The organism is Spirillospora sp. NPDC046719 (assembly GCF_040645715.1).
GTDB lineage: Bacteria > Actinomycetota > Actinomycetes > Streptosporangiales > Streptosporangiaceae > Spirillospora.
Genome location: NZ_JBEYYT010000258.1, coordinates 1 through 13,395, shown reverse-complemented (window position 1 = coordinate 13,395; position 13,395 = coordinate 1). Strand labels below are relative to the sequence as shown.

The 13,395-nt window shown below is 75.0% G+C and carries 13 protein-coding genes and 1 pseudogene; 8 read left to right on the top strand and 6 right to left on the bottom strand.

Annotated features, from left to right (window positions below; genetic code table 11):
* A pseudogene (locus ABZ914_RS33235) lies at positions 1 to 401 on the top strand (beta-ketoacyl-[acyl-carrier-protein] synthase family protein); the annotation flags it as partial.
* 28 nt (positions 402 to 429) lie between these two features.
* Here ABZ914_RS33235 and ABZ914_RS33230 read toward each other — a convergent pair.
* The 3 genes from ABZ914_RS33230 to pgfA all read right to left on the bottom strand — a co-directional run bounded on the left by ABZ914_RS33230 (position 430) and on the right by pgfA (position 2,623).
* Positions 430 to 1,062, bottom strand: coding sequence for a DUF4232 domain-containing protein (locus ABZ914_RS33230; RefSeq protein WP_500198114.1), 633 nt, complete (start codon positions 1,060 to 1,062; stop codon positions 430 to 432).
* Positions 1,063 to 1,187: 125 nt separating this feature from the next.
* Positions 1,188 to 1,547: a hypothetical protein gene (locus tag ABZ914_RS33225; RefSeq protein ID WP_500198113.1), complete on the bottom strand. Its 360-nt coding sequence runs from the start codon at positions 1,545 to 1,547 to the stop codon at positions 1,188 to 1,190.
* Positions 1,548 to 1,636: 89 nt separating this feature from the next.
* Positions 1,637 to 2,623: a cell envelope lipid trafficking protein PgfA gene (pgfA, locus tag ABZ914_RS33220; RefSeq protein WP_500198111.1), complete on the bottom strand. Its 987-nt coding sequence runs from the start codon at positions 2,621 to 2,623 to the stop codon at positions 1,637 to 1,639.
* A 284-nt stretch (positions 2,624 to 2,907) separates the two neighbouring features.
* Here pgfA and nirB point away from each other — a divergent pair, with 284 nt between their 5' ends.
* The 7 genes from nirB to ABZ914_RS33185 all read left to right on the top strand — a co-directional run bounded on the left by nirB (position 2,908) and on the right by ABZ914_RS33185 (position 10,772).
* Complete coding sequence (nirB, locus tag ABZ914_RS33215; protein WP_500198110.1) at positions 2,908 to 5,412, top strand: nitrite reductase large subunit NirB; 2,505 nt, start codon at positions 2,908 to 2,910, stop codon at positions 5,410 to 5,412.
* The gene (locus ABZ914_RS33210) at positions 5,409 to 6,881 is read left to right on the top strand and encodes an FAD-dependent oxidoreductase (RefSeq protein WP_500198108.1); all 1,473 of its coding nucleotides are present in this window, start codon (positions 5,409 to 5,411) and stop codon (positions 6,879 to 6,881) included. The genes nirB and ABZ914_RS33210 overlap by 4 nt, the downstream gene beginning before the upstream one ends.
* An 85-nt stretch (positions 6,882 to 6,966) precedes the next feature.
* Positions 6,967 to 8,400, top strand: coding sequence for an MFS transporter (locus ABZ914_RS33205; RefSeq protein WP_500198107.1), 1,434 nt, complete (start codon positions 6,967 to 6,969; stop codon positions 8,398 to 8,400).
* 19 nt (positions 8,401 to 8,419) lie between these two features.
* Entirely contained in the window at positions 8,420 to 9,016 is a 597-nt protein-coding gene (locus tag ABZ914_RS33200) for a TetR/AcrR family transcriptional regulator (protein WP_500198106.1), read from the top strand.
* Positions 9,017 to 9,026: 10 nt separating this feature from the next.
* Entirely contained in the window at positions 9,027 to 9,548 is a 522-nt protein-coding gene (locus ABZ914_RS33195; RefSeq protein ID WP_500198104.1) for a gamma carbonic anhydrase family protein, read from the top strand.
* Positions 9,549 to 9,562: 14 nt separating this feature from the next.
* Positions 9,563 to 10,480 (top strand): amidohydrolase family protein, encoded by a 918-nt coding sequence (locus ABZ914_RS33190; protein WP_500198103.1) that lies wholly within the window; start codon positions 9,563 to 9,565, stop codon positions 10,478 to 10,480.
* A gap of 106 nt (positions 10,481 to 10,586) precedes the next feature.
* Positions 10,587 to 10,772, top strand: a complete 186-nt coding sequence (locus ABZ914_RS33185; RefSeq protein WP_190864448.1) for a hypothetical protein — start codon at positions 10,587 to 10,589, stop codon at positions 10,770 to 10,772.
* A 120-nt stretch (positions 10,773 to 10,892) separates the two neighbouring features.
* Here ABZ914_RS33185 and ABZ914_RS33180 read toward each other — a convergent pair whose 3' ends face one another.
* From ABZ914_RS33180 to ABZ914_RS33170, 3 genes are all read right to left on the bottom strand, one after another.
* Entirely contained in the window at positions 10,893 to 11,627 is a 735-nt protein-coding gene (locus ABZ914_RS33180) for a Crp/Fnr family transcriptional regulator (RefSeq protein WP_500198102.1), read from the bottom strand.
* A gap of 373 nt (positions 11,628 to 12,000) precedes the next feature.
* On the bottom strand, positions 12,001 to 12,921 hold the full coding sequence (locus ABZ914_RS33175) for a 5'-3' exonuclease (RefSeq protein WP_500198101.1): 921 nt from the start codon (positions 12,919 to 12,921) through the stop codon (positions 12,001 to 12,003).
* A gap of 93 nt (positions 12,922 to 13,014) precedes the next feature.
* The coding region (locus ABZ914_RS33170; RefSeq protein WP_500198099.1) for a PP2C family protein-serine/threonine phosphatase at positions 13,015 to 13,395 on the bottom strand (381 nt) is incomplete at its 5' end.

The following is a 13,395-nucleotide window of genomic DNA, read 5'->3' as shown; positions in this document are numbered from 1 at the left end:
CCGCCCGCTGCATGGCCGCGGCCCTCGCCGACGCGCGCCTCGCCCCGCGCGACATCGGGCACGTGTCGGCGCACGCCACCGGGACCCGCGGCAACGACGGCGCCGAGGCCCTCGCGATCGACCGCTGCTTCGGCGGCGACGCCCCGCCCGTCACCGCGACCAAGGGCGTGACCGGCCACATCCTGGGCGCGGGCGGCGCGGTGGAGGCCATCGTCGCGCTGCGCTGCGGCGCCGCCGGGCTCGTCCCGCCGACCGCGAACTTCGCCGGGCCGGACGCGGAGACCGGGCTGATCGACGTGGTCCACGGCGAGGCGCGCGCGATCCCCGCCTCCGCGCCGGTGCTGTCGAACTCGTTCGGGTTCGGCGGGCACGACGCCGCGCTCGTCCTCACCCCGGCCTGAGCACGCGCCGGGGTGAGGCGCCGGCGGGTCAGGCCGGCCCGCTGCCCGGCTTGAGCGGGGTCACCCGGAAGTTCCCCTGCTCCGCCACCGGCCCGAAGGACCACGGGACGCGCAGCGCCAGGGTCTCGTCCGGCGGGATGACCGTCAGCAGGCCCGGCAGCGCGGCCTCCGACCGGGACTGCGGGTCGGCGGCGCCCGGCGCCGCCCAGTCGATCTCGGTGTAGGCGTGCCCGCCCGGCTGGAGCACCAGGTGCGGAGGCGGGCCGCCCACCCGCTGGTCGCTGCTCGGCAGCGCCGACCCGTCCGCGACGGCGATGCCGACGCCCGGCCATCCGTAGACCCGGCACGCGCGGCCGGAGGCGTTGGTCAGGACGATCTTGGTCGACCGCGATCCGGCGGCCCCGTCGAGGCGGCCGACCCGCGCCGCGAGGTCGCGCGTGTGGCAGCGGGCGAGCGACCCCGACCCCGAACCCGATCCGGCGTCGCCGCCCGCTCCTTCGGCGGTGCGGCCGCCTGCGGGCGCGGTGCCGGTCCCGGCGTTCGTCCCGGTGCCGCCCGGATCGGCGCCCGTGTCGCCCACCTTGCATCCGGTGAGGGCCGCGCCCAGCGCGACGCCCGTCAGGACCAGGACGGCCGCACGGCTCTTCTTCTCTGTCGTCACGGGTACTCGGACGCCGGAACGCGCCCTCAAGATCCACAAATCTCGCGATTCGCGATCGTCCCCGTCCCGGACGCGGCGGGGTGCGCCCGCACCGGGGCGCGCCCCGGTGCGGGCGGAGCGGTGGGTCAGCGGCCGGGGTTCTCCAGCTGGAAGAAGTTGCTCTGCGCCCCGTCCTTCTTGTGCTCCTGGTAGATGAAGTCGAGCTCGCGCTCGTCGAAGGTGCGGAACCAGTCGTCCCAGGAGATGTGCTCCAGGTTCTCCCCGCCGTAGCCGGGGAAGTCGAACAGCAGCCGGCCGGGCCTGCCCCCGTAGTCGCTGCCGGGCACGCTGCACGGCTCGGCGCCGCGCTCGCCGGCCCACTGGCGGATCACGTCGTGGTCCGTGGTGACCAGGCTCTGGCCGGGCCGCTCCTCGTGCTGGTCCGGTGCGGTGATCCGGCGGTCGTACTTGTGCTCGCCGCGGATCGGATGGTTCTGCCCGCCCATCGGGTCCCCCTTCCCTCATGGATCTGCGGCCGGCGCGGCGGACCGGGCCGGCCCGGGCGTCCTAGGGGACGTACCCGCACATCACGGACTTAACGGGCAGGTCCGCGCGGGGTGGCGAGGGGCTCCCCCGGCTGCCGGCTGCGCGGCGCGCGCCGGCGCCCCGCCCGGCCGACGACGGCCCCGGCCGCCAGCAGGACGGCGCCGACCGCCGCCGAGCCGACCGGGACGGCGATCCGCAGCAGGTTGATCTTGGACGCGCCGTCCGCCGACGTGTCCTGCAGCGACTTCTGCGACTCCGGCGTCATCCGCAGGTCCATCTGCCCCACGACGAGCCGCCCCGGACCGCTCCTCGGCTGCAGGGTGGACAGCACCTTCTGCTCCTGGTCGATCGGGTTGCCGGTGCGCGGGTCCACCCAGTACGTGCCGTCGGCCTGGTAGTAGCGGTCGACCGGGACCGCGGGGCCGCCCTTGGCGCGCCCGAGCAGCTCGCCGGGCACGTCCGGCAGGTCCTGACCCTGCAGCCTGGTGTTCGGGATGTGCTGGACGAACCGCCAGGCGCGGATGCCGTGCACGCGCTCCTCGCCGGCGTAGACGGCGGGCCAGGCCCGGCGCGTCGCCGGATCGTAGACCGGCTTGGTCCTCCTGGTGGCGTCCACGGGCCAGAACAGCCCGAGCCCCGACTGGCGCGCCGACACGTCGCCGTTCACCGAGGCGCCACAGCATCCGCTCAGCATGCCCGTGCGGCGGTCGAACGCGACCCGCTGGTTCTGGATCTCGATGGTCGTGCGGCGCCCGACGTCCTGGATCATCGTCGCCGAGTCCCAGACGGCGATGTCGCCGTGCGACGACGTCACGTCGCCGCGGACGGTGTTGGTGGCGACGACGGTCGCGCCGGTGACCTGCTTGGCGGACGTGGCGTCGAAGTAGGTGGCGTTGTCGGCGCGCAGCCGGGTGACCTGGTAGACGTCCGTCGGCGCGGCGATCAGCCGGGGAGCGACGTAGAACCGGACCAGCACGGCGGTGATCAGGAGGAACGCGCCCAGCCCTGTGAGCACCATGCCGATGACGTTGCGCAATGCCGCCTCCTCGTCCTTCGCTGCTCCCTCGCCCCGATGGCCGGGCGCCGCGCCCGGTCCGCACATCGTCCGCCAAGAAGGCGCCGAAATGAATGGATATGGTCGGGAAACCGAAACTTTGTGCGGGCGCCCAGCCGCGCCCGCCCGCGCCTGTGCCCGCGACGGCGCCCGGCCCGGCGGGCCGGATCGGCCAACCCCGCCCGACCTGCCGCTGTGAGCGCCAGTTAACGCGCGGGTGACGGTCGGGACCCATACGGGAAATAGGGCTTATCGAGGATCAAGCCATGGAAGCCCGCAACGAACCGGACAAGCACCTGGTCGTGGTCGGCCACGGACCGGCCGCGCATCGGCTGGTGGAGGCCCTGCGCGAGCGCGACGCCGCCGGGACGTGGACGGTCACCGTGATCGGCGAGGAGCCGCGCACCGCCTACGACCGGGTGGCGCTGACCACCCACCTGGAGGGCGCCGACCTCGCCTACCCCGCGCACGGCGCGGAGGTCTCCGTCGTCACCGGCGAGCGGGTCACCGCGATCGACCGCGCCGCCCGCACCGTCACGACCTCGGCCGGACGCACCGTCGGCTACGACGCGCTGGTGCTGGCCACCGGGTCCGCGCCGTTCGTGCCGCCGGTGGAGGGCCGGGACCTGCCCGGCGTGTTCGTCTACCGCACCATCGACGACCTGGACGCCATCCGCGACTACGCGCGGGACCGCGCGACCGGCGCCGTGGTCGGCGGCGGCCTGCTCGGCCTGGAGGCGGCCCGCGCGATCCAGGGACTCGGGCTGCGCAGCGGCGTCGTCGAGGTCGCGCCGTGGCTGATGCCGCGCCAGCTCGACGAGGGCGGCGGCGCGATGCTGCGCCGCCACATCGAGGCCCTCGGCATGGCCGTGCACGCCGGGGAGCCGATGGAGCGGCTGGAGGCGGGCGCGGACGGCGCCGTCGCGGGCATCGCGCTCGCCGGCGGGCGGCGGATCGACGCCGAGGTCGTGGTGTTCTCCGCGGGCATCCGGCCGCGCGACGAGCTGGCCCGCGGCTGCGGGCTGCCGGTGGGGGAGCGGGGCGGGATCGTCGTCGACGCCGCCTGCCGCACCGAGGACCCGGCGATCTGGGCGATCGGCGAGTGCGCGCTGGTCGGCGGGACGGTGTACGGGCTGGTCGGGCCGTGCTTCTCGATGGCGGAGGTCGTCGCCGACCGGCTGCTCAACCCGGACGGCACCGCGGCGTTCGAGGGCGCCGACATGTCGACGAAGCTGAAGCTGATGGGCGTCGACGTCGCCAGCTTCGGCGACCCGTTCGCGGGCCCCGACCAGGGCGCGCTCGGCGTCACCTACACCGACCCGGTCGCCGGCGTCTACAAGAAGCTCGTCGTCAGCGACGACGCGAAGACCCTGCTCGGCGGCGTGCTGGTCGGCGACGCCGAGTCGTACGGGACGCTGCGCGCCTACGTCGGCGGGAACCTGCCCGGCGCCCCCGAGCAGATGCTGTTCGGCGGGACGGAGGCGGCGGGCGGCGACCTGCCCGGCACGACCGTCATCTGCTCCTGCAACAACGTGACCGCCGAGACGATCCGCGGCGCGATCGCGGCGGAGTCCCTCACCGACGTCGGCGCCGTGAAGGGCTGCACCAAGGCCGGGACGAGCTGCGGCAGCTGCGTCCCGCTGGTGAAGCGGATCCTGGACGCCGAGCTGACCGCCGCCGGCATCGAGGTCAGCAAGGCGATCTGCGAGCACTTCGACTACAGCCGCGCCGAGCTGTTCGACATCGTCCGCGGCGGGCGGGTCACGAGCTTCACCCAGCTCGTCCAGGAGCACGGCCGCGGCCGCGGCTGCGACATCTGCAAGCCCGCCGTCGCGTCCATCCTGGCCAGCCTCGGCAACGGGCACATCCTGGAGGGCGAGCAGGCCGCGCTCCAGGACACCAACGACCACTTCCTGGCCAACCTGCAGAAGAACGGCACGTACTCGGTGGTCCCGCGGGTCCCCGGCGGCGAGATCACCCCGGAGAGGCTGATCGTGATCGGGGAGGTGGCCCGCGACTTCGGCCTCTACACCAAGATCACCGGCGGTCAGCGGATCGACCTGTTCGGCGCCCGCGTCGAGCAGCTCCCGGAGATCTGGAGGCGGCTCGTCGACGCCGGGTTCGAGTCCGGGCACGCCTACGGCAAGGCGCTGCGGACGGTGAAGTCGTGCGTCGGCTCCACCTGGTGCCGCTACGGCGTGCAGGACTCGGTCGCGATGGCGATCCGCCTGGAACTGCGGTACCGGGGGCTGCGGGCCCCGCACAAGCTGAAGTCGGCGGTGTCGGGATGCGCCAGGGAGTGCGCGGAGGCGCAGAGCAAGGACTTCGGCGTCATCGCCACCGAGAACGGCTGGAACCTCTACCTCGCCGGCAACGGCGGGATGCGGCCCCGGCACGCCGACCTGTTCGCCTCCGACCTGTCGGACGAGGAGCTGATCCGCACCATCGACCGGTTCCTGATGTTCTACATCCGCACCGCCGACCGGCTGCAGCGCACCGCGAGCTGGCTGGAGGCCCTCGACGGCGGCGTCGAGTACCTGCGCGAGGTGATCGTGGACGACCGGCTCGGCATCTGCGCCGAGCTGGACGCCGCCATGGAGCGGCACGTGGCCGCCTACTCCGACGAATGGCGCGACACCCTCGCCGACCCCGACCGGCTCCGCCGGTTCGTCTCGTTCGTCAACGCGCCGCAGACCCCCGACCCGAGCATCGAGTTCGAGGTCGAGCGCGAGCAGATCAAGCCCGTGCTCCTGCCGCTGGAGGTCAAGTGAACCGCGAACGGATCGTGGTCGTCGGGAACGGGATGGCCGGGGCGCGGTTCGTCAGCGAGCTGCGCTCCCGCGACCCGGGCGTGCCCGTCACGGTGTTCGGCGCGGAGACGCAGCGGCCCTACAACCGGGTGCTGCTGTCGAACGTCCTCGCCGGAAAGACCAGGCCGGACCACATCAGCCTGGTCGACGCGGCCTGGTACGCCTCGCACGGCGTGGACGCCAGGCTCGGCGTGGAGGTCGTCCGCGTCGACCGGGAGGCGCGCGCCGTGCACGCCTCCGACGGCACCGTCACCCGGTACGGCACGCTCGTGCTGGCGACCGGCAGTACCGCGTTCGTCCCGCCGATGCCGGGCCTGGAGGACGGGCTGCCCGGCGGCGCGCTGGTGTTCCGCACGCTCGACGACTGCCGCCGGATCTCCGAGCTGGCCGAGTCGGCGCAGCGGGCGGTGGTGGTCGGCGGCGGACTGCTCGGCATCGAGGCGGCGCGCGGGCTGATGGGCCGGGGGCTGGACGTGACGGTCCTGCACCTGGCCGGCCACCTGATGGAGCGCCAGCTCGACCCCGCCGCGGGCAAGGTGCTGGCGCGGACGCTCGAGCGCCTGGGCATCGGCACCCGCGTCCAGGCGAACGTCGCCGGGCTGCGCACCGCCGGCACCGGCGCCGACCGCGCGGTCACCGGCGTCGAGCTGGCGCTGCCGGACGGCGGGCGGGAGGTCCTGGACACCGACCTGGTCATCCTGTCCTGCGGGGTCCGGCCCGAGGTGTCGCTGGCCCGCGACGCGGGTCTGGCGATCGGCCGGGCGGTGGTCGTGGACGACGAGCTGCGCTCGGTCAGCGACCCGTCCGTCCGCGCGATCGGGGAGTGCTCGGAGCACCGCGACGAGGTCTACGGGCTGGTCGCGCCCGCCTGGGAGCAGGCGACCGTGCTGGCCGGGCTGCTCGCGGGCACCGACCCGGCCGCGCGCTTCACCGGCGCTCGGCAGATCACCCGGCTGAAGGCGGCGGGCATCGAGCTGGCGTCGATGGGGGAGACGCACTTCGGCGACGACGACGACGGCGTGGAGGTGGTTCGGTTCACCGACGCGGCGCGCGGCACCTACAAGAAGGCGGTGATCAGGGACGGCCGGCTGATCGGCGCGATCCTGCTCGGCGAGACGTCCGCCGCCGGGACGCTCACCCAGCTCTACGACCGGGCGTCGCCGCTGCCGTCCGAGCGCCTCGACCTGCTGTTCCCGGGGCTCGGCGGCGCGCCCGAGGCGGCCTCGCCGGTGCGGATGCCGGACGCGGCGACGGTCTGCAACTGCAACAACGTCAGCAAGGGGCAGATCCGCGCCTGCTGGCAGGACGGCGCCCGCACCGCCGACGAGGTCTCCCGGCGGACCCGCGCGGGGACCGGCTGCGGGAGCTGCCGCGACGCGCTGGAGGGGATCGTGTCCTGGCTCGACGAGCAGGAGTCGGTGGACGCCTAGGGAGATAAGTCGAACAAAACTGTTCAACTTCTCGGGCTCCCGGGCTACGCTAACCCGAACAATCCTGTTCGAGTTAGGAGCCTCCGTGCACGACCACGCGACCGCGCCGCCGCACCCGCACCCGGACGCGCCGGCCCCCCGCCCCCACCGGTGGCGGGCCCTCGTCCTGCTGTGCGTCGCCCAGTTCATGCTGATCATCGACATCACCGTGGTGAACGTCGCCCTGCCGTCCGTCGCCGCCGACCTGCACCTCGGCCGCGGCGGCCAGACCTGGGTCGTCACCGCCTACTCGCTGTGCTTCGGCGGCCTGCTGCTGCTCGGCGGCCGGCTCGCCGACACGATCGGCCGCAGGCGCGCCTTCCTGCTCGGCCTCGGGCTGTTCACCGCCGCGTCCCTGGTCTCCGGCCTCGCCGGTACCGGCGGGACGCTCATCGCCGGGCGCGCGGCCCAGGGCGTCGGCGCCGCGCTGCTGTCCCCGGCCGTCCTGTCGATCGTCACCACGACCTTCCACGGCGCCGAGCGCAACCGGGCCCTCGGCGTCTGGGCGGCCATCGGCGGCGCCGGCGCCGCCGTGGGCGTGCTCGCCGGCGGGCTGCTCACCAGCGGCCCCGGCTGGGAGTGGGTGTTCTTCGTCAACGTCCCGGTCGGGCTGGCCGTGCTGGCGCTGCTGCCGTCGGCCGTGGCGCACGTCCCGCCGGTGCGCCGCCCGCTGGACCTCGGCGGCGCCGTCACCGCCCCGCTCGCCGCCGCCGCCCTCATCTACGGCCTGGTCCAGGCGGGGGAGCACGGATGGGGCACGCCCCGGGCGCTCGTCCCGATCGGCGCCGCCGCCTTCCTCGCCGCCGCCTTCCTGCTGATCGAGCGGGCCGTGCGCACCCCGCTCGTCCCCCCCGCCCTGCTGCTGCGCCGGACGATCGCGTCCGGCAACGTGCTCATCGTCGCCGCGTCCGCGCTGCTGCTGTCGGGGTTCTTCCTCTGCTCGCAGTACCTGCAGAACCTGCTGGGGTTCTCCGCGGTGCAGACCGGCCTGGCATTCCTCCCGGCCGCCGTGGCGACCATCGCCGGCGCCCACCTCGCCGCGCACCTGGCGGGCACGACCGGCACCCGGCCCGTCGCGGCCGCCGGCTTCCTCGCCGCGGCCGCCGGGGTGCTCCTGCTGGCGCGCGTGCCCGCGGGCGGCCACCTCCTGCCCGACGTGCTCCCCGGATTCGTGCTGCTCGCCCTCGGCGCGGGCGCCGGCCTCGTCGCCGCCACCACGACCGCGATGAGCGGGATCGGGCACGAGGAGGCCGGGCTCACGTCCGGCGTCGTCAACACCGGCCATGAGATCGGCGGGGCCCTCGGCATCGCGCTCGCCACCGCCATGGCGGGCGCGAGCATCGGCGGAGACACCGTCGGCGGCTTCCACACCGCGTTCACGACCTTCGGAGCCGGGGCCGCCGTCGTCGCGCTGCTCGCGCTCGTCCTCGTGCCGCCGGGCCGCCCCGACCTCGGCGACGGCCCGGTGTTCGCCCACTGACGGCCCGTACGCTGATCCCATGACCCCCGCGACCACGCGCCGCCGCGCCGACGCCGAGCGCAACATCGAGGCCATCCTCGACGCCGCCCTCGCCCGCCTCGGCCGCGACCCCTCGGCCAGCATGACCGAGATCGCCAAGGCCGCGGGGGTCGGGCGGGTCACCCTCTACGGGCACTTCCCGTCCCGCGAGGCGCTCGTGGACACCCTGTTCGACCGGTCGCTGGCCGACGCCGACGCCGTCCTCGGCGCCGTCGACGTCGACGCCGGGCGCGCGGACGAGGCCCTCGCGCGCCTCGTCCGCTCGTCCTGGCGCGTCCTGGACCGGCAGCGCACCGTGCTGACGGTCGCGCTGCGGGTGCTCGGACCCGGTCGGGTCCGCGACCGGCACGCCCCCGTCCTCGCCCGCCTCGAGCGGCTGCTGCGGCGCGGCCGCGACGAGGGCGTCTTCACGGCCGCCGCACCGCCCGGCTGGCAGGTCACCGCCGTCTACACGCTGATGCACGCGGCCGCGCAGGAGGTGGACGAAGGGCGGCTGGACGCCGCGGAGGCCGCGGAGACGCTGGTCTCGACGATCTTGGGCGCCCTCGGCGGCGGCGCGGCCGGGAGCGGCCGGTAGGCTCCGCCGCATGGCCGTCTACGCGCTGGGAGACCAGGTCCCCGACATCCATCCGACCGCGTACGTCCATCCGGGCGCGACCGTCATCGGGTCCGTGACCCTCGCCGAGGGCGCCACCGTCTGGCCGGGCGCCGTGCTGCGCGGCGACTACGGCGCGATCACCGTCGGCGCCCGCACGTCCGTCCAGGACGGCACCGTCGTGCACACCACCGAGGCGTGGCCGACCGTCATCGGCGCCGACTGCGTCGTCGGCCACAACGCCCACCTCGAAGGCTGCGTCGTCGAGGACCGCTGCCTCGTCGGGTCCGGCTCGGTCGTGCTCAACCGCGCCCGCGTGGAGACCCGCGCCGTCGTGGGCGCGGGGGCCGTCGTCACCGAGGGCGCCGTCGTCCCGTCCGAGCACACCGCCCTCGGCGTCCCCGCCAAGTCCAGGCCCGGCGGCATCGACGAGAAGTGGCACGCCGAGGCGGTCGAGCTGTACGTCGCCAACGGGCGCCGCTACGCCGCCGAGCTCAAGCGGATCCGGGACTGACGCGGGAGGCGCACATGCTCGACGGACGTCCCCTCATCGACGCCCACGTCCACACCGCGCGGCTGCCGACCCTGCCCCCCGCCTGGCGGCAGTGGGCCGAGGAGTTCGGCTCCGCGCACCCCTGGCAGGACCTCTACGACGACACCGGCACCCTCGTCCCCGACCGCGTCGACGCCTACTTCGCGTCCGAGGGCGTGGACGTCGCGCTACTGCTGTGCGAGTACAGCCCCAAGACCACCGGCTACCAGCCCATCGAGGACCTGGTGCCGCTCGTGAAGCACAACCCGCGCCGCTTCAGGCCGATCGCCAACGTCAACCCGCACCTGCACTACCCGATCGACGCCGAGCTGGAGCGCCAGCTCGGGTTCGGCGCCGTCGCGCTCAAGCTGCACCCGGTGCACGGCGGATTCTCCGTCGCCGACCCCGAGCTGTACCCGGCCTACGCGCTGTGCCGGGACGCCGGCGTGCCGGTCGTCGTGCACTGCGGCACCAGCTCCTTTCCCGGCTCCGCCAACCGGTACGCCGACCCGACGCCGATCGACGACGTCCTCCGGCTGTTCCCCGGGCTGACGTTCGTGCTGGCGCACGGCGGGCGCGGCTGGTGGTACGACGCGGCGGCGTTCCTCGCGCTGTCCCGCGAGGAGGTGTGGATCGAGCTGTCGGGGCTGCCGCCGCGCCGCCTCCCCGAGTACTACGCCCGGCACGACCTGAAGCGGCTGGCCCGCAAGTTCGTGTTCGGGACGGACTGGCCGGGCGTCCCGGGCATCGCCCGCAACGCCCGTGCCGTCGCCGGCCTCGGCCTGGACGAGGAGACCGTCTCGCTCGTCCTCGGCGGCAACGCGATGCGGGTCTACCCCGGCATCGCGGACGACCTCGGCTCGGGCGAGGGCGCCGGATCGGGACCGAGCTCGGGACAGAGCGCCGGCGGCTGATTCGGGCGTCCGAAACCGGGGCGCCGTTTTCGCGGGCGCGCGAACGGTGATCGGGACGGTACCCGCGGGGCGCCCGGCGCGTCCCGAACCCCCGACGGAGGACACCATGCTCGCGATCGTCGCCGCGATCGTCTTCGCCCTCGCCCTGCTCGCCGACCTCGCCGACGTGTCGTCGGACGCCATCAACAACGGGACGCTGACCGTCCTCGGGCTGCTGCTCCTGTCGCTGCACTTCGCGGGCGTCGGCGCCGGCCGGGACTGGCGCCACTACACGCGCCGTCGCCGTCGCTGACCGCCCCCGGTCCGTGCATCGCCGGAGGCCCGCGACAGCGCACGTCCGCACAGGCGCCGTCGCGTTCCGACTGCCACCGCCCGCGCGCTTGTGATCTACAACGTAAAGGCGCCGGGCCGGTCAGTCGGTGGGGTCGTGCGCGAACGCGCGGAGCGCGCCCGGCTCCACCACGGTGATCCGCCGGCGCCCCGTCCGGACCAGGCCCGCGCGGCGCAGCACCGCGAGCGCGCGGGCGACGGTCTCGCGCGAGGCGTCCATCCAGCTGCCCAGCTCCTCCTGCGACAGTGGCGGGCCGATGTCGACCGAACCGTCCGCGGACGGCGGCGCGTACGCCGCCGACAGCTCGGCCAGATGCGCCAGCAGCATCGCCAGCCGCCGTGCGCCCTGCGCCGACACGTTCGCCCGCACCCGCCGGTCCGCGTCGTCCAGCCGCCGCACGAACGTGCCGCTCACCAGCCGCCAGACGCCCGGATGGGCGTCCAGGAACGCGGTGAAGCGGCCGGCCGGGACGACCAGCCCGCGGACGGGGGTGAGCGCGGTGACGGTCGCCGACCGGTGCCGGCTGCCGAGCACCGCGCTCTCGCAGACCAGGTCGCCGGGGCCGCGCACGGCCAGCACCACCTCGTGGCCGTCCGGCGTCGTGGACGTCACCTTCGCCCAGCCCGAGCGGATGAGGATGATGTGGTCGGAGTCCTCGCCCTGGTAGCACAGGGGCGCCCGCGCCGGGTAGTTGCGCTGCCGGGCCGCCGCCGCCAGGGCGGCGCGCTGGGCGTGGTCGAGCTCGGTCCAGAAGCCGTCGCCGCCGGGCGCAGCGGGAGCGGCGAGGCCGCCGAGGGGCGGTGTCCTGGTGTTCACGGGGTGCCGGCTTTCCGAGCCCCGCGGGGCTCACGGGTCGGGACGGACGGGCGCGCGCCGGTGCGCGCCGCCTGGTGAACCGGTACCCGCGGCAGATGGGGGGAGTGGGGCGGTGAGGCCCAGTGCCGCGGATACCGGTCCGCTCGTGCGGCCGCCGCGGCCGGACCCGGTGCCCGGTCGACGGCCGTCATCGCCCGTCCCGCGGCGGCGTGCGTGCTCTCCGCATGTCCCTAGGAGAACCCCTCATTGATCCACATGCTGCGCGCGCGGGCGCACCGCGTCTGCGTCATCTGACACTTTCGCGGAAAATTGCAGCCGGGAATTCCCGCGCCGGGGGAATCCGTCGCGTCTCGCGGGCGGCGGGGCCGGCGGGTTAGCGGGAAAGGGCGTTCAGCAGGCGGTTCACGGGGCTGGAGAGGTTCCAGGAGTCGGCGAGCTCCACCAGGGCCTCGGCGTCCCGCGGTTCGGAGGGCAGCCGGTCGTCCAGCTTCGCCAGCTCCGGCGCGTCGATGTCGGTGACGACCCGGACCACGGTCTCGGCGGACGCCAGGTACTCCCGCGCCGCCTCCATCCGCTTGCGGGCGCCCGCCGGGAACCCGTCGGTGATCCCCGCGTCCAGCGCCGCCAGGATGCCGTCGACCGACCCGAACCGGGTGATGAGCGCGGCGGCGGTCTTGTCGCCGACGCCCGGCACGCCCGGCAGCCCGTCGCTCGGGTCGCCGCGCAGCGTCGCGTAGTCGCCGTACCCGCGGCCGGGGATGCCGTACTTGGCCGCGACCTCCGCCTCGCCCATGACCTGCAGGTTCCGGATGCCGCGCGCGGTGTACAGCACCGACACCGGGCCGGCGTCGTCGACCAGCTGGAACAGGTCGCGGTCGCCGGTGACGATGTCGACCGGGCCGTCCGCCGCGCCCCGCACGGCGAGGGTGCCGATGACGTCGTCGGCCTCGTAGCCGGGGACGCCGATGCGGGCCAGCCCGAACGCGTCCAGCACCGCGTCGATGACGGGCAGCTGCGCCTCCAGCGCGTCGGGGGTCTGGTCGCCGCCGTCCTCGGCGACCCGGTGCGCCTTGTAGGACGGCAGCGCCTCGACCCGGAACGCCGGCCGCCAGTCGGCGTCCATGCAGCAGACGAGGCGGTCGGGGGAGCGGTCCTGGACGAGCCGGGCGATCATGTCGATCAGCCCGCGGACGGCGTTCACCGGCGTGCCGTCCGGCGCCGTCACCGACTCGGGCACCCCGTAGAAGGCGCGGAAGTACAACGACGGCGTGTCCAGCAGCATCAGCCCGCTCATGGCCTCATGCTCCCACGCGCCCCCGACATCCCGGCGGCGCCACGGCAGGCCGCCCGGACGCGCCGGCCGGACGTGCGGGCCGGTCGGGTCGGTTCAGACGACCCGGACGGCGAGGACGCACGTGTCGTCGTCGGGATTGGCGGCGCCGAGCGAGCGCAGCACATGGTCGATGACGGCGTCGGGCCCGGCGCCCGGACGCTCCGCCGCCGCGGCGAGCAGCATCCGGAACCCGTCGGCGAGGTCGCGGTCGCGGCGATCGACGAGCCCGTCGGTATAGAAGAGCAGCAGGTCGCCGCGGTGCAGCCGGGTGATGACCGTCTCCAGGTCCGGCGCCTCGTGCGCGCCGAGCAGCACGCCCTCGGGGGCCTCCAGCAGCGCGGCGGCGCCGTCGCGGACCAGCAGCGGCGGCGGGTGCCCGGCCCGCGCCCAGGTCAGGACGCGGGACCCAGGCTCGTAGCGGGCGGCGACGGCGCT

Excerpts from the sequence above, each read along its gene's own strand:
- ABZ914_RS33225 (WP_500198113.1), bottom strand. The coding sequence starts at position 1,547 with ATGGGCGGGCAGAACCATCCGATCCGCGGCGAGCACAAGTACGACCGC.
- nirB (WP_500198110.1), top strand. The coding sequence starts at position 2,908 with ATGGAAGCCCGCAACGAACCGGACAAGCACCTGGTCGTGGTCGGCCAC.
- ABZ914_RS33200 (WP_500198106.1), top strand. The coding sequence starts at position 8,420 with ATGACCCCCGCGACCACGCGCCGCCGCGCCGACGCCGAGCGCAACATC.
- ABZ914_RS33195 (WP_500198104.1), top strand. The coding sequence starts at position 9,027 with ATGGCCGTCTACGCGCTGGGAGACCAGGTCCCCGACATCCATCCGACC.
- ABZ914_RS33190 (WP_500198103.1), top strand. The coding sequence starts at position 9,563 with ATGCTCGACGGACGTCCCCTCATCGACGCCCACGTCCACACCGCGCGG.
- ABZ914_RS33185 (WP_190864448.1), top strand. The coding sequence starts at position 10,587 with ATGCTCGCGATCGTCGCCGCGATCGTCTTCGCCCTCGCCCTGCTCGCC.
- ABZ914_RS33175 (WP_500198101.1), bottom strand. The coding sequence starts at position 12,921 with ATGAGCGGGCTGATGCTGCTGGACACGCCGTCGTTGTACTTCCGCGCC.